This is a genomic window from Pseudomonas sp. 1928-m (genome assembly GCF_029269135.1).
Taxonomy (GTDB): Bacteria; Pseudomonadota; Gammaproteobacteria; order Pseudomonadales; family Pseudomonadaceae; genus Aquipseudomonas.
On record NZ_JARIXO010000001.1, the window covers coordinates 1,631,453 to 1,652,737 of the forward strand.

20 protein-coding genes are annotated in these 21,285 nt (G+C 59.3%); 15 read left to right on the forward strand and 5 right to left on the reverse strand.

Annotated features, from left to right (window positions below):
• Nucleotides 1-35: 35 nt before the first annotated feature.
• From dapD to map, 5 genes are all read right to left on the reverse strand, one after another.
• Complete coding sequence (gene dapD, locus P3C18_RS07340; protein ID WP_275961178.1) at nt 36-1,070, reverse strand: 2,3,4,5-tetrahydropyridine-2,6-dicarboxylate N-succinyltransferase; 1,035 nt, start codon at nt 1,068-1,070, stop codon at nt 36-38.
• A 39-nt stretch (nt 1,071-1,109) separates the two neighbouring features.
• Entirely contained in the window at nt 1,110-1,457 is a 348-nt protein-coding gene (locus P3C18_RS07345) for an ArsC family reductase (protein WP_275961179.1), read from the reverse strand.
• Entirely contained in the window at nt 1,457-2,668 is a 1,212-nt protein-coding gene (gene dapC / locus P3C18_RS07350; protein ID WP_275961180.1) for a succinyldiaminopimelate transaminase, read from the reverse strand. The genes P3C18_RS07345 and dapC overlap by 1 nt, the downstream gene beginning before the upstream one ends.
• Before the next feature lie 73 nt (nt 2,669-2,741).
• On the reverse strand, nt 2,742-5,444 hold the full coding sequence (locus tag P3C18_RS07355) for a [protein-PII] uridylyltransferase (RefSeq protein WP_275961181.1): 2,703 nt from the start codon (nt 5,442-5,444) through the stop codon (nt 2,742-2,744).
• 197 nt (nt 5,445-5,641) lie between these two features.
• Nucleotides 5,642-6,424 (reverse strand): type I methionyl aminopeptidase, encoded by a 783-nt coding sequence (map, locus tag P3C18_RS07360; protein WP_275961182.1) that lies wholly within the window; start codon nt 6,422-6,424, stop codon nt 5,642-5,644.
• Nucleotides 6,425-6,710: 286 nt separating this feature from the next.
• Between map and rpsB the strand changes: the two genes are divergently transcribed.
• From rpsB to rnhB, 15 genes are all read left to right on the forward strand, one after another.
• On the forward strand, nt 6,711-7,454 hold the full coding sequence (rpsB, locus tag P3C18_RS07365) for a 30S ribosomal protein S2 (protein ID WP_275961183.1): 744 nt from the start codon (nt 6,711-6,713) through the stop codon (nt 7,452-7,454).
• Nucleotides 7,455-7,637: 183 nt separating this feature from the next.
• Nucleotides 7,638-8,504 carry a translation elongation factor Ts gene (gene tsf, locus P3C18_RS07370; protein ID WP_275961184.1) on the forward strand — a complete coding sequence of 289 codons (867 nt, stop codon included), beginning with the start codon at nt 7,638-7,640 and terminating at the stop codon, nt 8,502-8,504.
• Between the two features lie 190 nt (nt 8,505-8,694).
• Nucleotides 8,695-9,444 carry a UMP kinase gene (gene pyrH, locus P3C18_RS07375; RefSeq protein ID WP_090248393.1) on the forward strand — a complete coding sequence of 250 codons (750 nt, stop codon included), beginning with the start codon at nt 8,695-8,697 and terminating at the stop codon, nt 9,442-9,444.
• On the forward strand, nt 9,434-9,991 hold the full coding sequence (gene frr / locus P3C18_RS07380; RefSeq protein ID WP_090248391.1) for a ribosome recycling factor: 558 nt from the start codon (nt 9,434-9,436) through the stop codon (nt 9,989-9,991). The genes pyrH and frr overlap by 11 nt, the downstream gene beginning before the upstream one ends.
• A 16-nt stretch (nt 9,992-10,007) precedes the next feature.
• Entirely contained in the window at nt 10,008-10,763 is a 756-nt protein-coding gene (gene uppS, locus P3C18_RS07385; protein WP_275961185.1) for a polyprenyl diphosphate synthase, read from the forward strand.
• A complete protein-coding gene (locus P3C18_RS07390; RefSeq protein ID WP_275961186.1) occupies nt 10,763-11,578 on the forward strand; it encodes a phosphatidate cytidylyltransferase in 816 nt (271 codons plus the stop codon). Before uppS ends, P3C18_RS07390 begins: the two co-directional genes overlap by 1 nt.
• The gene (gene ispC, locus P3C18_RS07395) at nt 11,575-12,759 is read left to right on the forward strand and encodes a 1-deoxy-D-xylulose-5-phosphate reductoisomerase (RefSeq protein WP_275961187.1); all 1,185 of its coding nucleotides are present in this window, start codon (nt 11,575-11,577) and stop codon (nt 12,757-12,759) included. Before P3C18_RS07390 ends, ispC begins: the two co-directional genes overlap by 4 nt.
• 21 nt (nt 12,760-12,780) lie before the next feature.
• A complete protein-coding gene (gene rseP / locus P3C18_RS07400) occupies nt 12,781-14,133 on the forward strand; it encodes a sigma E protease regulator RseP (protein ID WP_275961188.1) in 1,353 nt (450 codons plus the stop codon).
• An 89-nt stretch (nt 14,134-14,222) separates the two neighbouring features.
• Nucleotides 14,223-16,571 (forward strand): outer membrane protein assembly factor BamA, encoded by a 2,349-nt coding sequence (gene bamA / locus P3C18_RS07405; protein WP_275961189.1) that lies wholly within the window; start codon nt 14,223-14,225, stop codon nt 16,569-16,571.
• A gap of 43 nt (nt 16,572-16,614) precedes the next feature.
• Nucleotides 16,615-17,118: an OmpH family outer membrane protein gene (locus tag P3C18_RS07410; protein ID WP_090248384.1), complete on the forward strand. Its 504-nt coding sequence runs from the start codon at nt 16,615-16,617 to the stop codon at nt 17,116-17,118.
• Entirely contained in the window at nt 17,118-18,179 is a 1,062-nt protein-coding gene (gene lpxD / locus P3C18_RS07415) for a UDP-3-O-(3-hydroxymyristoyl)glucosamine N-acyltransferase (protein WP_275961603.1), read from the forward strand. The genes P3C18_RS07410 and lpxD overlap by 1 nt, the downstream gene beginning before the upstream one ends.
• A gap of 48 nt (nt 18,180-18,227) precedes the next feature.
• Nucleotides 18,228-18,668, forward strand: a complete 441-nt coding sequence (gene fabZ, locus P3C18_RS07420; protein ID WP_160015687.1) for a 3-hydroxyacyl-ACP dehydratase FabZ — start codon at nt 18,228-18,230, stop codon at nt 18,666-18,668.
• Nucleotides 18,665-19,441 (forward strand): acyl-ACP--UDP-N-acetylglucosamine O-acyltransferase, encoded by a 777-nt coding sequence (lpxA, locus tag P3C18_RS07425; protein WP_275961190.1) that lies wholly within the window; start codon nt 18,665-18,667, stop codon nt 19,439-19,441. Before fabZ ends, lpxA begins: the two co-directional genes overlap by 4 nt.
• Before the next feature lie 3 nt (nt 19,442-19,444).
• Complete coding sequence (gene lpxB / locus P3C18_RS07430; protein WP_275961191.1) at nt 19,445-20,578, forward strand: lipid-A-disaccharide synthase; 1,134 nt, start codon at nt 19,445-19,447, stop codon at nt 20,576-20,578.
• Nucleotides 20,578-21,174, forward strand: a complete 597-nt coding sequence (gene rnhB, locus P3C18_RS07435) for a ribonuclease HII (RefSeq protein WP_275961192.1) — start codon at nt 20,578-20,580, stop codon at nt 21,172-21,174. The genes lpxB and rnhB overlap by 1 nt, the downstream gene beginning before the upstream one ends.
• Nucleotides 21,175-21,285 lie beyond the last annotated feature (111 nt).

A 21,285-nucleotide genomic window follows, 5' to 3' on the forward strand; every position in this document is an offset into this window, starting at 1 on the left:
ACTGCAAGCCTTTGGCTTGCAGTTTGTCGTCAGGGTCAATTGTGTGCGTGCAGGGCTTCGTTCAGCTCGATAGCCGACTTGTGGGTTTTGCACTCCACAGCGCCGGTTTGCGAGTTGCGACGGAACAGCAGGTCCGGCTGGCCAGCCAGGTCACGGGCCTTGAGCACCTTGACCAGCTTGTTGTCGGCATCGAGCAGCGCCACCTTGGTGCCGGCGGTGATGTATAGGCCGGATTCCACGGTATTGCGGTCGCCCAGCGGGATGCCGATACCGGCGTTGGCGCCAATCAGGCAGCCTTCGCCCACGGAAATGACGATATTGCCGCCACCGGACAGGGTGCCCATGGTCGAGCAGCCGCCGCCCAGGTCCGAGCCCTTGCCGACGAATACACCCGCAGACACGCGGCCTTCGATCATGCCTGGGCCGGCGGTGCCGGCGTTGAAGTTGACGAAGCCTTCGTGCATCACGGTGGTGCCTTCGCCCACGTAGGCGCCCAGGCGGATACGCGCGCTGTCAGCGATACGCACGCCAGCCGGCACTACGTAGTCGGTCATTTTCGGGAACTTGTCCACCGAGAAAACCTCCAGCAGGTCGCCTTTCAGGCGCGCTTCCAGCTGACGCTCAGCCAGTTCGCCGAGGTCAACTGCACCCTGGCTGGTCCAGGCCACGTTCGGCAGCAGCGGGAAGATCCCGGTGAGATTCAGGCCGTGCGGCTTGACCAGGCGGTGCGACAGCAGGTGCAGCTTGAGGTAGGCCTCAGGTGTGCTGGTCAGCGCGGCGTCTTCGGCGAGCAGGGTGACCACCAGCGGCTTCTGGCTTTCGGCCAGGCGGGTGAGCAGGGCGGACTGCTGGCTGTCGACATTTTTCAGTGCTTCGGCCAGATCGCCAGCCTGGCTGTTGTTGATCGCAATGGCCTGGTTGCCGCCTTGGTAAGCGAGTTTTTCCACCACTTTGGCGACCAGTTCGCTGCTCGGGTTGAGCAGTGGCTGGGCGTAGAAGACTTCCAGCCAGGTGCCCTGACGGTTCTGGGTGCCAACGCCGAAGGCCAGGCTGAAGAGGGTTGTGCTCATGCTGTTTTCCTTACCGCAAATTCGTGTGGGCCGGCTGGTTCAAACCAGTTCGGCGGCATAACGGTCGGCTTTGAAGCCAACCAGGGTCTTGTTGCCGAGATCCAGCACCGGGCGTTTGATCATCGACGGTTGGGCGAGCATCAGTTCGATCGCCTTGTGCTGATCGAGGTCGCTTTTCTGCGCCTCGTCCAGCTTGCGGAAGGTGGTGCCTGCACGGTTCAGGATGGTTTCCCAACCATGCTCATTGCACCACTTTTCCAGGTTGCCACGGTCTATGCCGCAGGCTTTGTAATCATGAAAGGCGTAGCTTACCTCGTGCTCATCGAGCCAGGTGCGAGCTTTTTTCATGGTGTCGCAGGCTTTTATGCCAAACAGGGTCTTGCTCATCAGAGGCTCTTCACAAAGTCGCGGATACGTTCGGCGGCTGCCACACACTCGGCCAGCGGCGCGACCAGGGCCATGCGCACACGGCCGGCGCCTGGGTTGCTGCCGTCCACTGCGCGCGACATGTACGAGCCGGGCACCACGGTGACATGCTCGCGGGCAAACAGCTCGCGGGTAAATGTTTCATCGTCTATCGGGGTTTTCGCCCACAGGTAGAAGCCGCCATCCGGGCGCTGCACATCCAACACGCCATCAAGAATCGCCAGCACCGCGTCGAACTTCTCGCGGTACAGGTCGCGGTTGGCTTTGACGTGGGCTTCGTCGTTCCAGGCAGCGACGCTGGCCAGCTGGGTTTGTACCGGCATGGCGCAGCCGTGGTAGGTACGGTACAGCAGGAATGATTTCAGAATGTCGGCGTCGCCTGCGACGAAGCCCGAGCGCAGGCCCGGCAGGTTGGAGCGCTTGGACAGGCTGTGGAACACCACGCAGCGTTTGAAATCGTGGCGGCCCAATTCGCCGCACGCGGTCAGCAAGCCGGCCGGTGGGTTGGCTTCATCGAAATACAGTTCGCTGTAGCACTCGTCGGCGGCGATCACGAAGTCGAATGTATCGGCCAGGGCAATCAGCTTTTTCAGCGTTGCCAGCGGAATCAGCGCGCCAGTGGGGTTGCCGGGCGAGCAGAGAAAGAGGATCTGGCAGCGCTGCCAGACTTCGTCGCTGACCGCGTCGAAGTCCGGGTTGAAGCCATGCTCTTCCAGGCACGGCAGGTAATGCGGCTGCGCACCGGCGAGAAAGGCCGCGCCTTCGTAGATTTGATAGAAGGGGTTGGGGCTGACCACCAAGCCCGGCCCTTGAGGTGAAGAGGCGTCACGCTTAACCACTGCCTGAGTAAACGCAAACAAGGCCTCGCGGGTGCCATTGACCGGCAGCACATGGCGCGCCGGATCAAGCACGCCGCTCGGCAGGCCAAAACGGCGGCTGCACCATTGAGCAATGGCTTCACGCAGCTCCGGAATGCCCAGGGTGGTCGGGTAGACCGCAAGCTGGTCGAGGTTGGCGCGCAGCGCCTCGGCGACAAACTCTGGCGAGCGGTGCTTGGGTTCGCCAATCGACAGGGCAATCGGGCTCTTGTCGGCGGGAGCCTGCACAGCGCCCAGCAGGGCGCGGAGCTTTTCGAACGGGTAGGGCTGCAGCTGGTTTAACGCGTCGTTCATTGTTGCTTCCTGAGGTCTGCCAGCGCCTGCATCGGGGATGTCAGGCGGCTCAAGGGTAATAAGGCTAAGTGGTTTAAATAGTGATTCGACTCGGTTCGACCTGCGGCCCCGGTGCGTCGGAGAGCTGCGCGACCATGGTTTCCTGCAAGCGTGTGCACAGCTCGGGGTCGGACAGCGGCTGGTTGTGCGCATCGGTGACGAAGAACACGTCTTCCACCCGCTCGCCCAGGGTGGCGATCTTGGCGTTCTGTAGCGACAGGTCGAAGTCGAGGAAGATCCGCCCGATCCGTGCCAGCAAGCCGGGGCGGTCGGGTGCGGTGACTTCGAGGATGGTCACCGGGCGGTGCGCATCGTTGTGAATGGTCACTTGCGGCGCAAAAGCAAAGTGCTTGAGCTGGCGCGGTACACGGCGTTGGATAATGGCCGGGTAGTCGTCCGGGTTCTTCAATGCGTCGACCAAGCCTTGGCGAATTTCTTTGATCCGCACTGGGTTCTCGCCAATTGAGCCGCCTTCACCTTCGAGCACGATATAGGTGTCGAGGGTGAACTGGCTGGTGGAAGTGAGAATCCGTGCGTCATGGATGTTCAGGTTGAGCTGGGCCATGGCCGCCACGGTCACGGCAAAGAAGTCGTGCTGATCCTGGGCGTAGATAAATATCTGTGTGCCGCCCTCGAACTCGCGCTGGGTGGTTTCCTTGATCAGCACCAGCGGCTCGCTGTTGTTGGCGTGCTGCAGGATCGCCTCGCTGTGCCAGGCCACGTCGGATGCTGTGTGGCGCAGGAAGTAGTCGTCGCCCAGTTGCGACCAGAGCTGCTCAGCGTCGTCCGGGTCGGTGCCGCCGCGCACCAGGATGTCCAGGGCGGCGATCTGCGTCAGGCGAATCTGCTCTTCGCGGTCCAGCGGGTTTTCCAGGCCACGGCGCAGCGCGCGTTTGGTCTCGGTGTAGAGCTGGCGCAGCAGGCTGGCGCGCCAGGAGTTCCACAGGCTGGGGTTGGTGGCGTTGATGTCGGCCACGGTCAGCACGTAGAGGTAATCCAGGCGGGTTTGGTCGCCGACCAGGCGAGCGAAATCGAAGATCACCTGCGGGTCTGACAAGTCCTTGCGCTGCGCGGTGGTGGACATCACCAGGTGGTGTTGTACCAGCCAGACGATCAGCTTGGAGTCCCAGTTCGGCAGCTGGTGGCGTACACAGAAGGCCTCCGCGTCTACCGCGCCGAGCTCCGAATGGTCGCCGCCACGGCCTTTGCCGATGTCGTGGTACAGCCCAGCCATATAGATCAGCTCGGGCTTGGGCAACTTGTCGATCAGCTTGCTGGCCAGGGGGAATTTTTCCGCCAGCTCGGTCCACTTGAACTTTCGTAGGTGCTTGATCAGGTTCAGGGTGTGCGCATCGACCGTATAGATGTGGAACAGGTCGTGCTGCATCTGCCCGACGATATGACCGAACTCCGGCAGGTAAAGGCCGAGGATGCCGTAACGGTTCATCCTCCGCAGGTTGCGGTGAATGCCCTGCGGGCTTTTGAACAGTTCGACAAACAGGCTGGTGTTGCGGATGTCGCGGCGGAAATCATCGTCGATCAGGTGACGGTGTTCGCGCAGCAGGCGAATGCTGTTGGCGCACACGCCTTTGATATCCGGGTGCTGCGCCATCAGCACGAAGATTTCCATAATGGCGAACGGCGTGCGCTTGAACACATTGGGGTGCGCGACTTCGATATAGCCATCACGCAGCAGGAAGCGGCTGTTGAGCGGCGTGGCCGGGCCGATTTCGCCGGCATTGAGGATCTGCTCTTCGAAGTGCTGGACGATCAGGTCGCTGAGTTCGGCAATTGCCATCACCACGCGGTAGTACTTCTGCATAAAGCGTTCGATGGCGCGCTTGCTGTCGCTGTCTTCATAGCCGAGCAGGGCGGCAACCCGGCTCTGGTGGTCGAACAGCAGGCGGTCTTCGGCGCGGCCGGCGAGCATGTGCAGGGCGTAGCGCACCTTCCAGAGGAATTCCTGGCTGGAGGCGAGCAGGGCGTATTCGCTTTCCAGCAAAAAGCCCTGGCCGACCATGGCGTGCAGGTTCAGCGTGCCGAAATGCCGGCGCGCCACCCAGAGAATGGTCTGGATGTCGCGCAGGCCACCGGGCGAGCCTTTGACGTTGGGCTCCAGGTTGTATTCGGTGTCGTTGTATTTGCCGTGCCGGGCACGCTGCTCTTTGTGCTTGGCCAGGAAGAACTGCTTGCTCGGCCACATCTGCTCGGTGCTGGTAACCGCCTGCATACGCTGACGCAGGCGTTCGGGGCCAGCGATGGTGCGGCTTTCCATCAGGTTGGTGATTACCGTCAGGTCGGCGCGCGCCTCTTCGGCGCACTCATCCACGCTGCGCACGCTTTGCCCGACTTCCAGGCCGATGTCCCACAGCAGGGTAAGGAAGCGTTCGATGGGCTCGCGGAAGGTCTCGTGGTCGGCATTGTCGAGCAGGATCAGCAGGTCGATGTCGGAGAAGGGGTGCAGCTCGCCGCGGCCATAGCCGCCGACGGCCAGCAGGGCAATATCGGCGTCTTCACTCCAGGACAGGCGGTCCCAGGCTTCGCGCAGGATCTGGTCGACAAACCAGGCTCGGTCCTCGACCAGTCGGCGTACGTCGCGGCCACTGGTGAAGCGCCCGTCGAGCACTTCACGGGCGTGGCGGATGGCCTTCTTGAATGCCGCAATAGGGCTGGCCTTGAGGGCCAGTTCCGCCTGGAACTGGCCGCGGTCGAACAGCTCGGGATCTACCTGCGGCATTGCGGCCTTCCTTCTATATATTCAGGTTCAGAACCTGTTCAAAGTCGCGCGAGCTAAAGTCATGCAAGGCGCTACGTTAGTAACAGCTTTTGGCTGGTCAAAACAGGCGAGGAAGCGGAGTTTACTGGTGTAAATGAGCATTCCGAGCCTGTTTTTAACGCAGCAGGGCCGACGCGCAGCAGACTTTGAGTAGGTTCTCAGGCTGAGGTGCGGGCGATGGTGTCGTCGTTGCGCAGGGTAAAGATCTCGTAGCCGTCAGCAGTCACCAGAATGGTGTGCTCCCACTGGGCTGAGAGCTTGCGGTCCTTGGTGATCGCGGTCCAGCCGTCACCCAGGGTGCGGGTTTCCGGGCGGCCCTGGTTGATCATCGGCTCGATGGTGAAGGTCATGCCTTCCTTCAGTTCCATGCCGGTGCCGGCGCGGCCGTAGTGCAGCACTTGCGGCTCTTCATGGAACACTGCGCCAATGCCGTGGCCGCAGTATTCGCGTACCACGGAGAAACCGTTTTTCTCGGCATGCTTCTGGATCACTTCGCCGATGTCGCCCAGGCGTGTGCCGGGTTTGACCAGCTCGATGCCTTTATACATGCACTCTTGGGTGATCTTGGCCAGGCGCTCGGCCCACTCAGGCACTTTGCCAACCATAAACATCTTGCTGGTATCACCGTGGTAGCCATCTTTAATCACGGTGATGTCGATGTTGATCACGTCGCCTTCTTTCAGCGGCTTGTCATTCGGGATGCCGTGGCAGACCACGTGGTTGACCGAAGTGCAGATCGACTTGGGGAAACCTTTGTAATTGAGCGGCGCTGGGATGGCCTGCTGCACGTTGACAATATAGTCATGGCAAATACGGTCGAGCGCTTCGGTGGTGACGCCGGGCTTGACGTGCTCGCCAATCATTTCCAGAACTTCGGCAGCCAGGCGACCGGCTACGCGCATTTTCTCGATTTCGTCGGGCGTTTTGATGGTGACGGTCATGTGCGGCTCTCGAACGCGAACAGAAAGGGCGTCATCTTAACAGCTACAAGCCGCCAGCCATAAGCGTCACGTGAAAACCTGCCGCTGAGTCGGCTGCATATGTTGCGCTCTGCGAGTAGCTTGCCCCTGACTTTTATGGTATAAAACGCGCCGCTTTACGGGCTGTGTGCCCGAAAGCTTAAACCCACACACGTATCGACACGGTTTCCTGGGTGCCTTGCGACAAGTTCGCCGGGTTGGAGATCGGGATACGTGGAGGCCTAACCCGACTTATCAAGGAACTATCATGTCCCAAGTCAATATGCGCGATATGCTGAAGGCCGGTGTGCACTTCGGCCACCAGACCCGTTACTGGAACCCGAAAATGGGCAAGTACATTTTCGGCGCGCGCAACAAGATCCACATCATCAACCTTGAAAAAACCCTGCCAATGTTCAACGAAGCGCTGTCCTTCGTTGAGAAGCTGGCTTCGGGCAAAAACAAGATTCTGTTCGTGGGCACCAAGCGTTCCGCTGGCAAGATCGTTGCTGAAGAAGCAGCACGTTGCGGTTCGCCGTACGTCGATCATCGCTGGTTGGGCGGCATGCTGACCAACTACAAAACCATCCGCGCCTCGATCAAGCGTCTGCGTGATCTGGAAGTTCAGTCCCAGGACGGCACTTTCACCAAGCTGACCAAGAAAGAAGCCCTGATGCGCACCCGTGATCTGGAAAAACTGGATCGCAGCCTGGGTGGTATCAAGGACATGGGCGGTCTGCCAGACGCTCTGTTCGTGATCGACGTTGACCACGAGCGCATTGCTATCACCGAAGCCAACAAGCTGGGCATCCCAGTTATCGGCATCGTCGATACCAACAGCAGCCCAGAAGGCGTTGACTACATCATCCCAGGTAACGATGACGCCATTCGCGCCATCCAGCTGTACATGGGTGCAATGGCTGACTCGGTAATCCGTGGTCGCACCAACGCTAACGGCGGCACCGACGAATTTGTCGAGCAAGCCCCGGCTGCAGAAGCTGCTGAAGGCTAAGTAAAACGCGTATAGCGTTTGCTTAGTTCGCAAAAAGGGGGCTTGGCCCCCTTTTTGCCACCTTGAAAACCATCGCTGACGTGCAGTTGCAATCGTTTCTGATCATTGTCGGCAATGCGTTACGAATTGAGCGCCCGTTTTTGGCGGGTGGAATGGTTAACAACCTATCCAGAGGATTTTGAAATGGCAGAAATTACTGCAGCGTTGGTTAAAGAACTGCGTGAGCGTACTGGCGAAGGCATGATGGATTGCAAGAAGGCCTTGACCAAGGCCGGCGGCGACATCGAAAAAGCCATCGACGACATGCGTGCTTCCGGCGCGATCAAAGCTGCCAAGAAAGCTGGCAACGTGGCCGCCGAAGGCGCCATCAGCATCAAGGAAGACGGCAAGACTGCCGTTATTCTCGAAGTCAACTCGCAGACCGACTTCCTGGCTCTGCAGGACGATTTCAAGAGCTTCGTGGCTGCCAGCGTCGAGAAAGCCTTCGCTGACAAGCTGTCTGACGTTGAGCCGCTGATCGCTGCTCAAGAAGAAGCACGTCTGGCCCTGGTTGCCAAGTGCGGCGAGAACGTCAATATCCGTCGTCTGGCGCGTATTGAAGGTGACGTTCTGGGTTCTTACCTGCACGGCAACAAGATCGGTGTTGTGGTTGTGCTCAAGGGCGGCACCGTCGACCTGGCCAAAGACATCGCCATGCACGTAGCTGCAAGCAACCCTGAATTCCTGCTGCCTTCGGAAGTTTCCGCTGAAGCCATCGAACGCGAGAAAGCCGTGTTCGTCAGCCTCAACGAAGACAAGATCAAGGGCAAGCCGGCCGAAATCGTCGAGAAGATGGTTGCCGGTCGTATCCAGAAGTTCCTTGCTGAAGCCAGCCTGGTTGAGCAAGCCTTCGTTAAGGACCCAGAAATCAAGGTCGGTGCTCTGGCCAAGAAAGCCGGTGCTGAAATCGTTTCCTTCACCTACTTCAAAGTTGGCGAAGGCATCGAGAAGCCGGTCGACAACTTTGCTGAAGAAGTTGCTGCGCAAGTAGCTGCTGCCAGCAAGCAGTAAGACGGCTTACCGCTGTTGCCCCGAAGAGGCTGCCCGCTAACGCGCGCGGCCTCTTTGTCAAATTGAGGGCACAGCTAAGCTGTGGAGTGGTTGGGGCTTGGGCACCAATGACTCGGGGCGCTGTCGAAGCGCTCGATAAAAGCGAACCGAAGGTTTGCACAGAATTCAAACGCCGCAGGAGAGACTCGCAATGGCTCAGCAGATGAGTGGTCGTCAACCGCGCTACAAGCGCATTCTGCTCAAACTTAGCGGCGAGGCCCTGATGGGGTCGGAAGATTTCGGCATCGATCCCAAGGTGCTTGACCGTATGGCGCTGGAAGTCGGCCAGCTGGTCGGTATCGGCGTACAGGTCGGTTTGGTGATCGGTGGTGGCAACCTATTCCGTGGTGCAGCGCTGAGCGCGGCGGGTATGGATCGGGTCACTGGCGACCACATGGGCATGCTGGCTACTGTGATGAACGCCTTGGCCATGCGCGACGCGCTGGAGCGTTCGAATATTCCGGCCATCGTCATGTCGGCCATCTCCATGGTTGGGGTGACCGATCACTACGACCGGCGCAAAGCGCTGCGTCATCTGAAAACCGGTGAGGTGGTGATTTTCGCCGCTGGCACTGGTAATCCGTTCTTCACCACCGACTCGGCCGCTTGCCTGCGCGCCATCGAAATCGATGCCGACGTGGTGCTCAAGGCGACCAAGGTGGATGGTGTGTACACTGCCGATCCATTCAAAGACCCGCATGCCGAGAAGTTCGATCGCCTGACCTACGATGAGGTGCTCGACCGCAAGCTGGGCGTAATGGACCTGACGGCCATCTGCCTGTGCCGCGACCATAATATGCCGCTGCGTGTTTTCAATATGAACAAGCCTGGTGCGCTGCTAAACGTTGTAGTGGGTGGCGCTGAAGGCACTCTGATTGAGGAAGATAAACATGATCAATGAGATCAAGAAAGACGCCCAAGTGCGTATGCAAAAGAGCCTGGAGTCGCTGGTTCATGCCTTCAGCCGAATCCGTACCGGTCAGGCCCACCCAAGTATCCTCGGTGGCGTGATGGTGCCTTACTACGGCTCCGACACCCCGCTGAACCAAGTAGCTAACGTCACCGTCAAGGACGCCCGTACCCTGCAGGTTGTGGCCTTCGAGCGCAATATGCTGGCGGCTGTTGACAAGGCGATCCAGAGCTCCGGCCTGGGCTTCAACCCGACCAATCTGGGTGAGCTGCTGCTGATCTCCATGCCGGCGCTGACCGAAGAGACCCGTAAGGGCTTCACCAAGCAGGCGCGTGATGCGGCTGAAGATGGTCGTGTGGCGGTGCGCAATATTCGTCGTGACGCCCTGAGCCAGTTGAAAGACCTGGTTAAAGAGAAAGAAATCAGCGAAGACGAAGAGCGCCGTGCAGCCGACGAAATCCAGAAGCTGACCGACAAGTTTGTCGCGGAAATCGAAGTGGCAGTGAAGCAGAAAGAAGCGGATCTGATGGCCGTTTAACGGCCAGGATATCGTCATGGAAAAGACCAAAGACGGTAGTCCGTTCGCCGTGCCACGGCATGTGGCGATCATCATGGACGGTAATAATCGCTGGGCGAAGAAGCGTCTGCTGCCCGGCGTAGCCGGTCATAAAGCCGGTGTCGATGCGGTGCGTGCGGTGATCGAGGTGTGCGCCGAGGCGGGCGTCGAGGTGCTGACGCTGTTCGCCTTTTCCAGTGAAAACTGGCAGCGCCCGGCCGAGGAAGTCAGTGCGCTGATGGAGCTGTTCCTCAGTGCGCTGCGTCGCGAGGCGAAGAAGCTAAATGCCAATGACATAAGCCTGCGCATTATCGGTGATCGTTCGCGCTTTCACCCGGAGCTGCAGGCCGCGATGCGTGAGGCTGAAGCGCAGACTGCCGGCGACAAGCGCTTTGTCCTGCAGGTGGCGGCCAACTATGGCGGTCAGTGGGATATTGCTCAGGCGGCGCAGCGTTTGGCCCGTGAAGTTCAAGGCGGTCATTTGCGTGCCGAGGACATCACGCCCGAATTGCTGCAGGGTTGCCTGGTAACCGGCGATTTGCCGCTGCCGGATCTGTGCATTCGCACCGGTGGCGAACACCGCATCAGTAATTTCCTGCTCTGGCAGCTGGCTTACACCGAGCTGTATTTCTCCGACCTGTTTTGGCCGGATTTCAAACACGACGCCATGCGCAAAGCCTTGGCCGATTTTGCTAGCCGCCAGCGTCGCTTTGGGAAAACCAGCGATCAGGTGGCTGCTGAGGCCCGTAGCTGATGCTCAAACAACGAATTATCACGGCGCTGGTGCTGTTGCCATTCGCCCTGGGTGGCTTCTTTCTGCTCAATGGCGCGCTGTTTGCGCTGTTTATCGGCGCAGTGGTCAGCCTGGGCGCCTGGGAGTGGGCGCGTCTGGCAGGGTTTACTGCCCAGGTGCAGCGTGTTGCCTACGCCGCGTTGGTGGCGGCGTTGCTGTTCGGCTTGTACCTGCTGCCCGCGCTGGCGCCTTGGGTGCTGTTGCTTGGGGTTGTCTGGTGGGCGGCGGCGACCTTTCTGGTCTTGGGTTATCCCGCCAGCAGCCGTTATTGGACGCAGGCTCCGGTCAGATTGCTGATTGGCTTGCTGATTCTGTTGCCGGCCTGGCAGGGCCTGGTGCTGTTCAAGCAGTGGCCTGAAGCAAACTGGCTGATCCTGGCGGTGATGGTGTTGGTGTGGGGCGCGGATATCGGCGCCTATTTTGCTGGCCGGCGCTTCGGCAAGCGCAAGCTGGCCCCGCAGGTCAGTCCCGGTAAAAGCTGGGAAGGGGTGTTCGGCGGCCTGCTGGCGACCCTGCTGATCTGCCTGGGCGTAGCGATTTACCGTGACTGGTCGTTTGCCGGTTTGTTACTGGGCTTGCTTGGCACCGCCGTGGTGGTGCTGATTTCGGTGGTCGGCGATCTAACCGAAAGCATGTTCAAGCGCCAGTCGGGGGTTAAGGACAGCAGTAATCTGCTGCCGGGCCATGGCGGCGTGCTGGATCGTATCGACAGCCTGACGGCGGCGATCCCGGTGTTCGCCGCGTTGCTGTGGCTGGCGGGCTGGGGCGCGCTGTGAGTCACCCGCAGCAGATTACCGTGCTGGGGGCGACCGGTTCGATCGGTCTAAGCACCCTCGATGTCATTGCGCGCCATCCTGAGCGTTATCAAGTATTCGCGTTGTCCGGCTTCAGTCGTCTGACTGAACTGGAAGCGCTGTGCATGATCTATCGCCCGCGCTTCGCTGTGGTGCCGCAGGCTCTAGCGGCTCGTCACTTGCAGGAAGGTTTGCGCGCTGCCGGTCTGGCCACTCAGGTGCTGCATGGCCCTGAAGGTTTGTGTGAGGTGGCAGCGCATCCTGAAGTGGATGCGGTGATGGCCGCCATCGTTGGTGCGGCAGGCTTGCCGCCGACCCTGGCGGCGGTCGAAGCCGGCAAGAAGGTGCTGCTGGCCAACAAAGAAGCCCTGGTGATGTCAGGTGCGCTATTTATGCAGGCTGTGCGTAAAAGCGGCGCCGTACTGCTGCCGATCGACAGTGAGCACAACGCGATTTTTCAGTGCCTGCCGGGTGACTACGCCCGCGGCCTGCCGCAAGTTGGGGTGCGGCGTATTCTGCTGACCGCCTCGGGCGGGCCGTTTCGCGAAATGCCGCTGGAGCAGTTGCATGCGGTCACTCCCGAGCAGGCGTGCGCGCATCCCAATTGGTCGATGGGGCGCAAGATTTCGGTTGATTCGGCGAGCATGATGAACAAAGGCCTGGAGCTGATCGAGGCCTGCTGGTTGTTTGATGCCAAACCTGCTCAGGTTGAAGTGGTGGTGCATCCGCAGAGCGTGATCCATTCGCTGGTCGATTATGTCGACGGTTCGGTGCTGGCCCAGCTGGGCAATCCGGATATGCGCACGCCGATCAGTCATGCCCTGGCCTGGCCGGAGCGGATTGACTCGGGTGTGGCGCCGCTGGATCTGTTTGCCATCGCGCGGCTGGACTTCCAGGCGCCGGACGAGCAGCGCTTTCCTTGTTTGCGTCTGGCGCGTGAGGCAGCGCAGGCCGGCGGGACGGCGCCGGCCATGCTCAATGCAGCCAACGAGGTAGCGGTTGCGGCGTTCCTGGAGCGGCGCATCCGCTTTCCCGAGATCGCGAGTATGATCGAAGACGTTCTGCATACTGAACCCGCCCTGGCGGTTGAGAGTCTGGATACGGTGCTGGCCGCTGATGGTCGGGCCCGTGATCTGGCTGAGCAATGGCTGAGTCGGCGCTGATCGCCGACGCGGAGATGTTTGATGAGTGCGCTTTATATGCTGGTCGGCACCCTGGTTGCACTGGGTGTGCTGGTAACCATCCACGAGTACGGGCACTTCTGGGTCGCCCGCCGTTGCGGGGTCAAGGTGCTGCGGTTTTCCGTCGGCTTTGGCAGCCCGTTGCTGCGTTGGCATGACCGTCAGGGCACTGAGTTTTTAGTGGCCGCCATCCCGCTGGGTGGCTACGTGAAAATGCTCGATGAGCGCGAAGGCGATGTGCCGCCGGAGCTGCTTGATCAGTCGTTCAATCGCAAGTCGGTCCAGCAGCGTATTGCCATTGTGGCGGCCGGCCCCGTAGCCAATTTCCTGCTTGCGCTGCTGTTCTTCTGGGTTGTGGCGATGCTGGGCAGCCAGCAGGTTCGCCCGGTTATCGGTGCGGTCGAGGCGGGCAGTCTGGCCGATGTCGCTGGCCTACAGGCCGGCCAGGAGATCATTGCAATTGATGGTAAGCCCACCACTGGTTGGGCTGCGGTGAATCTGCAGCTGGTCAGTCGCTTGGGTGAAAGCGGTCGTCTGGATCTGGCGGTGCGCGAGCCAGGTTCGTCGGTCGACAGTCCGCGGCAGATCGTGCTGGATAACTGGCTGCGTGGCGCCGATGAGCCTAACCCTATCGCCTCTTTGGGCATTCGCCCTTGGCGTCCCGCGCTGCCGCCGGTGCTGGCGCAGCTTGATCCTGAAGGCCCGGCATTTGCGGCGGGCTTGCAGGTCGGTGATCGTCTGCTGGCGTTGGATGGTCAGCCGCTGGCTGATTGGCAGCAGTTGGTGGATCAGGTCCGTGGCTTGCCGGGTAAAAAGATTGGTTTGCTGGTGGAGCGTCAAGGTCAACAACTGGATGTTCCGCTCACCCTGGCTGCGCGCGGTGAGGGCGAGTCGCTCAGTGGCTATCTGGGTGCTGGCGTTGCGGGTGGCGAATGGCCGCCTGAGATGCTGCGTGAAGTCAGTTACGGTCCACTGGAAGCCATCGCCGAAGGTGCCAAAAACACCTGGGCAATGAGCGTTCTGACCCTTAATTCCTTGAAGAAAATGCTGTTTGGCGAGCTCTCGGTAAAAAACTTGAGCGGGCCGATAACCATTGCTAAAGTGGCGGGCGCTTCTGCTGAGTCAGGTTTGAGTGATTTTCTTAAATTTCTCGCCTACTTGAGCATTAGTCTGGGGGTTCTTAATTTGTTGCCTATCCCCGTGCTGGATGGGGGGCATCTGCTTTTTTATCTGGTCGAGTGGGTGCGTGGTCGCCCGCTGTCCGAACGGATACAGGGTTGGGGGATGCAGATCGGTATCAGTTTGGTCATCGGGGTGATGTTGCTGGCCCTGGTAAACGACTTGGGCCGCCTGTAGCCGCTGCTGAATTACGCTCTCGGTACGAACAAGACGTGTCGCACTAAGCGGCAGATTTTTTATTGTCAGTTGGAATAAGAAAGGACTTCATGAAACGTCTGCTGCTACCTGCGGTGCTTGCCGCACTGATGATCACCGAAGTTCACGCCGAGTCCTTCACCATCTCCGATATCCGGGTCACCGGTCTGCAGCGCGTTTCCGCGGGCAGCGTATTCGGTGCCTTGCCCCTCAATGTGGGCGCGCAAGCTGATGACCGGTCGCTGGTTGAGGCGACCCGCGAACTGTTCAAGACCGGTTTCTTCCAGGACATCCAGCTTGGTCGCGATGGCGATGTGCTGGTTGTTACTGTGGTTGAGCGCCCGTCGATCTCCAGTATCGAGATTGAAGGCAACAAGGCCATCAGCAGTGAAGACCTGCTTAAAGGCCTGAATCAGTCGGGTCTGGCCGAAGGCGAGATCTTCCAGCGGGCAACTCTTGAAGGCGTGCGCAACGAGTTGCAGCGCCAGTACGTTGCCCAGGGCCGTTACTCCGCCGAAATCGAAGCCGAAGTGATTCCGCAGCCACGTAACCGCGTGGCGCTGAAGATCAATATCAATGAAGGTTCGGTTGCCGCGATTCAGCACATCAACGTGGTGGGTAACTCGGTCTTTTCCGATGAAGACCTGATCGACCTGTTCGAGCTGAAGACCACCAACTGGCTGTCCTTCTTCAAGAATGATGACAAGTACGCCCGTGAGAAGCTCTCCGGCGACTTGGAGCGCCTGCGTTCCTATTACCTAGATCGCGGCTATATCAATATGGATATCAGCTCCACTCAGGTATCCATTACCCCAGACAAGAAGCACGTCTATGTCACGGTCAACGTCGACGAAGGCGCGAAGTACACCGTGCGTGAGGTCAAACTCAGCGGTGAGCTGAAGGTGCCAGAAGAAGAAGTCCGCGCGTTGCTGCTGGTTCAGGAAGGCCAGGTGTTCTCGCGTAAAGTGATGACCACCACCTCCGAGCTGATTACCCGTCGCCTGGGTAACGAAGGTTATACCTTCGCCAACGTCAACGGCGTGCCGGAAGCCCATGACGACGGCACCGTGTCGATTACCTTTGTCGTTGACCCGGGCAAGCGTGCTTACGTTAACCGCATCAACTTCCGTGGCAACACCAAGTCGGAAGACGAAGTGCTGCGCCGTGAAATGCGCCAGATGGAAGGTGGTTGGGCTTCGACTTACCTGATCGACCAATCCAAGACCCGTCTGGAACGTCTGGGGTACTTCAAAGAAGTCAACGTCGAAACCCCGCAGGTACCAGGCACCGACGACCAGATCGACGTCAATTACAGCGTTGAAGAGCAGGCTTCTGGTTCTATCACCGCAAGTATCGGCTTCGCTCAAAACGCCGGTCTGATTCTCGGTGGCTCGATTACCCAGAACAACTTCCTGGGTACCGGTAACAAGGTCAGCGTCGGCCTGACCCGTAGTGAATACCAGAGCAACTATAACTTCGGTTTTGTGGACCCCTACTGGACGCCGGACGGCGTCAGCCTGGGCTATAACGCCTTCTTCCGTGAAACCGATTACGACGAGCTAAATACCAGCGTTTCCAGCTATTCGGTGGACAGCTATGGTGCGGGTGTCAGCATTGGTTATCCAATCAGCGATACCTCGCGCCTGACCTATGGCCTGACTATCCAGAACGACAGTATCGGCACGGGCATATACACCGTTGACGAAATTTTCGACTTTATTCAGGAAGAGGGCGACAGCTACCTGAACCTTAAGGCCTCGATTGGCTGGTCTGAGTCGACCCTTAACCGTGGTGTGCTGGCGAACCGCGGTCACTCGCAAAGTCTGGTGTTCGAGACCACAGTGCCGGGTAGCGATCTGTCGTTCTTCAAAGTTGATTACCGTGGCCAGGTATTCAAGCCACTGAACGATACCTACACCATGCGCTTCCATACCCAGCTGGGCTTTGGTGAAAGCTATGGTTCCACCTCGGATCTGCCGTTCTACGAGCATTACTACGCCGGTGGTTTCAACTCGGTGCGCGGTTTCAAGGACAGCAGCCTGGGGCCGCGTAGTACGCCGAGTAAGGGTACCAACCCGGGTACAGCCTTTGATCCGGATCAAGATCCACTGCCATTTGGTGGCAACGTTCTGGTACAAGGCGGCGTCGAGCTCTTGTTCCCAATGCCGTTCGTGAAAGATCAGCGTTCGCTGCGTACCGCACTGTTCTGGGACGTGGGTAATGTGTTTGACACCAATTGCGGTAAGACCCAGAAGGACTGCAACAATATCGATCCAGGCCAACTGGCCAGCTCGGTGGGTGTTGGTTTGACCTGGATCACCGCGCTAGGTCCGCTGAGCTTCAGTTTGGCCATGCCAATCGTCAAACCGGATGATGCCGATACGCAGATTTTCCAGTTCTCTCTCGGTCAGACGTTCTAAACGTCGGATTTTTGAATACCAACAGTTTTGCAGGAGTTGCACCGTGCGTAAGTTGACTCAACTGGTTTTGTTAAGCGTTGCCTTGCTGGCAACCCCGGCGTTTGCCGAGATGAAAGTAGCGGTATTGAACTATCAAATGGCGTTGCTGGAATCTGACGCTGCCAAGCGCTACGCCGTGGATGCCGAGAAGAAATTCGGTCCGCAGCTGAACAAGCTGAAAACCCTGGAAAGCGACGCCAAGCGCATTCAGGACCGTCTGGTCAAAGACGGTGAAAAAATGCAGACCGCTGAGCGTGAGCGCCTGGAGCTTGAATTCAAGCAAAAAGCCCGTGATTTCCAGTTCCAGTCCAAGGAGCTGAACGAGTCCAAAGCTGTAGCGGATCGTGAAATGCTGAAAAAGCTCAAGCCGAACCTAGACAAGGCCGTGGAAGAAGTGATCAAGACTGGTAACTTCGACCTGGTGCTGGAGCGCGGTGCGGTGATTGATGTCAAACCTCAGTTCGACATCACCCGCCAGGTTATCGAGCGCATGAATCAGCTGCGCTGATCATGAGTGCAACGGTTTATACCCTTGGCCAGTTGGCCGAGCGTCTGGGCGCCACCTTGCGTGGTGTCACGGACAAGCCGATCAGCGGCTTGGCGACCTTGCAGGAAGCGGGCGCTGATCAGCTGAGCTTTCTCGCCAATGCGCAGTACCGTAAGTTTCTCTCGGGCTGCCAGGCTGGCGCGGTGCTGTTGACTGCCGCTGATGCCGAAGGCTATGCCGGCAATGCACTTGTCGTCGGCAACCCTTATCTGGCGTATGCCGAACTCTCCCATCTGTTTGACCGCAAGCCTCGTGCATTGCCTGGCGTGCATCCCACCGCTGTGGTGGCGGCAGATGCGCAGATCGATGCGACTGCCAGTGTTGGCGCCTATGCGGTGATCGAGAGTGGCGCGCAGATTGCGGCTGGCGTAACCGTTGGCGCGCAGTGTGTTGTTGGCGCGCGTTCGGTGATCGGTGAGGGCGGCTGGTTGGCTCCGCGAGTGACGCTGTATCACGACGTGCGGATCGGCAAGCGCGTGGTTATTCAGTCCGGCGCGGTGATCGGTGGTGAGGGCTTCGGCTTTGCCAACGAGAAGGGCGTCTGGCAAAAGATTGCGCAGATCGGTGGGGTGACTATCGGTGATGACGTCGAGATCGGCGCCAATACCACCGTCGACCGTGGTGCGCTGTCGGATACGCTGATTGGTAATGGGGTCAAGCTGGATAACCAGATCATGATCGCGCACAACGTGCAGATCGGCGACAACACGGCCATGGCCGGTTGCGCGGGTATTTCCGGCAGCACCAAGATCGGCAAGAACTGCATGATTGCTGGTGGCGTGGGCATGGTTGGGCATATCGAGGTATGCGACAACGTGTTCGTCACCGGCATGACCATGGTCACCCGCTCGATCACCGAGCCGGGCTCCTATTCCTCGGGTACTGCCATGCAGCCGGCGGCTGAATGGCGCAAGAGCGCGGCACGGATTCGGCAATTAGATGATATGGCGCGACGCCTGCAACAGTTGGAAAAGCAGCTGGCCGCCGTGACCCCAGCTGCCGACACTTCATCTGATGCCTGAGCCGGTATTTACCGGCTTCTCTTTTTTCTCTTACAGGCTTCTCTGCACATGATGGACATTAACCAGATTCGCGAATACTTGCCGCACCGCTATCCGTTCCTTTTGGTGGACCGGGTGGCTGAGCTGGATATTGAAGGCAAGCGAATTCGCGCCTACAAGAATGTCAGCATCAATGAGCCGTTCTTCAACGGGCATTTTCCTGAGCACCCGATCATGCCGGGCGTTCTGATCATCGAAGCCATGGCTCAGGCTGCCGGCATTCTGGGTTTCAAGATGATGGATCTGAAGCCCTCCGATGGCACCCTGTATTACTTTGTCGGCTCCGACAAGCTACGCTTTCGCCAGCCAGTGGTGCCGGGTGATCAGCTGATCCTCGAAGCCCGCTACCTGAGCAGCAAGCGCAGCATCTGGAAGTTCGAGTGCAAGGCCAGCGTCGACGGCAAGGAAGTCTGCTCGGCAGAAATCATCTGTGCGGAACGCAAACTATGAGTTTGATTGACCCTCGCGCCATCATCGACCCCAGCGCCAAGCTGGCTGACGACGTAGTCGTCGGCCCTTGGTCGATAGTCGGGGCTGATGTAGAAATTGGCGAGGGTACAGTGATCGGCCCCCATGTGATCCTCAAGGGGCCGACGCGGATCGGTAAACATAACCGCATCTATCAGTTCTCCTCGGTGGGTGAAGACACCCCCGATCTCAAGTACCAGGGCGAGGCGACTCGGCTGGTAATTGGCGACCACAACGTGATCCGCGAGGGTGTCACCATCCACCGCGGCACCGTGCAGGATCGCAGCGAAACCACCCTGGGTAATCACAACCTGATCATGGCCTATGCCCACATTGGTCATGACAGCGTGATCGGTAACCATTGCATCCTGGTCAACAACACCGCGTTGGCCGGGCATGTGTGGGTCGATGACTGGGCGATTCTCTCCGGCTACACCCTGGTGCATCAGTTCTGTCGTATCGGTGCGCACAGCTTCTCCGGTATGGGTACGGCGATTGGCAAAGATGTTCCGGCATTTGTTACCGTGTTCGGTAACCCGGCCGAAGCGCGCAGCATGAACTTCGAGGGCATGCGCCGTCGTGGTTTCAGCGCTGAGGCGATTGCCGCCTTGCGCCGTGCCTACAAAATCGTCTACCGCCAGGGCCTTACGGTTGAGCAGGCGATGGCCGAACTGGCCGAGTCATCCGCAGAATTTCCCGAAGTCGCGATTTTCCGCGATTCCATTCAGGCTTCAAGCCGCGGTATTACCCGATAATTTATGACTGACCTGATGCGTGTCGCGCTGGTCGCCGGCGAGGCGTCTGGCGATATTCTCGGTGCGGGCCTGATGCAGGCCCTCAAAGCCCAATACCCACAGATCGAATTTATCGGTGTCGGTGGCCCGCTGATGCAGGCCCAGGGGCTGAACTCCTATTTCCCGATGGAGCGTCTGTCGGTGATGGGCTTGGTCGAAGTACTTGGCCGCCTTCCCGAACTGCTGTCACGGCGCAAGCGACTGATCAACAGCTTGATCGCGGCCAAGCCGGACGTGTTTATCGGTATCGATGCGCCAGATTTCAACCTGACCCTGGAGCTCAAGCTGCGTCAGGCGGGTATCAAGACCGTGCATTACGTCAGCCCGTCCGTATGGGCTTGGCGGCAGAAGCGCGTGCTGAAGATTCGCGAAGCCTGCGACCTGATGCTGACCCTGTTCCCGTTCGAGGCGCAGTTCTACCAGGATCATCAGGTGCCGGTGCGTTTCGTCGGCCACCCGCTGGCCGATACCATTCCGCAGCAGGCGGATCGCGCTGCGGCCCGTGAGGCGCTGAATTTGGCGCAGGATCAGCCGGTGGTGGCCCTGATGCCGGGCAGCCGTGGCGGCGAAGTGTCGCGCCTGGGCAGCCTGTTTCTCGATGCTGCCGTGCGTTTGCGCACTTTGCGCCCCGGTATTCAGTTTGTCTTGCCATGCTCCAGCCCGGAGCGTCGTGCCCAGCTTGAGCAGATGCTGGTGGGCCGTGATCTGCCGTTGACCTTGCTCAATGGTCGCTCCCATGAGGCGTTGGCGGCCTGTGATGCGGTGCTGATCGCCTCCGGCACGGCGACTCTTGAGGCCCTGCTCTACAAACGGCCGATGGTGGTGGCTTATAAGGTTGCGCCGTTGACCTATCGCATTCTCAAGCGCCTGGTTACCAGCGCTTATATTTCCCTGCCGAATCTACTGGCCGAGCGTTTGCTGGTGCCTGAGATGATTCAGGACGCTGCCACACCCGAGGCATTGGCTCAGTTGCTGGCGCCATTGCTGGATGGCGGCGAGGTGCAGACCGAAGGCTTTGATGTGATTCACCGCGCGCTGCGGCGTGATGCTTCGGTGCAGGCCGCCCAGGCTGTGCTGCAGCTGACAGGGCGCGGTTGATGCAGCTCGGGCTGGATTTCACCCTGGTGCAGGAACTGGTGGCCGGCGTCGATGAAGTCGGCCGTGGCCCGCTTTGTGGTGCAGTGGTGACGGCGGCGGTGATCCTCGATCCGGCGCGGCCGATTCTCGGCCTGAACGATTCGAAAAAGCTCACCGAGGCGCGTCGGGAAAAACTTTTCGACGAGATTCGTGAAAAAGCCCTGGCCTGGTGCATCGCCCGTGCCGAGGTCGAAGAAATCGATCAGTTGAATATCCTGCAGGCCACCATGCTGGCCATGCAGCGCGCGGTCGAGGGCTTGAGCGTCACGCCCAAGCTGGCGCTGATCGATGGCAATCGCTGCCCGAAACTGCAGGTGCCCAGCGCTGCGGTGATCAAGGGCGATAGCCAGGTGCCGGCGATTGCCGCGGCATCGATCCTGGCCAAGGTCAGTCGTGATCGCGAGATGCAGTTACTGGATCAGCGATACCCCGGTTACGGTATCGCCGGGCACAAAGGATATCCCACCCCGGTACACCTGGAAGCGTTACGGCGCCTGGGGCCGACCCCGATTCACCGGCGCTCTTTTGGCCCGGTACGTGCGTTGTTGGACGACTGACACAACGCTGGCGAAATTCCCTCGTTATCCTGTGCCCGGTAGCGCTTGTCGCGCGCTGCTGCGGTTGTACAATCCCTGCCTTGTCGTTTTTGCGTTTTGTATAGGACTGCC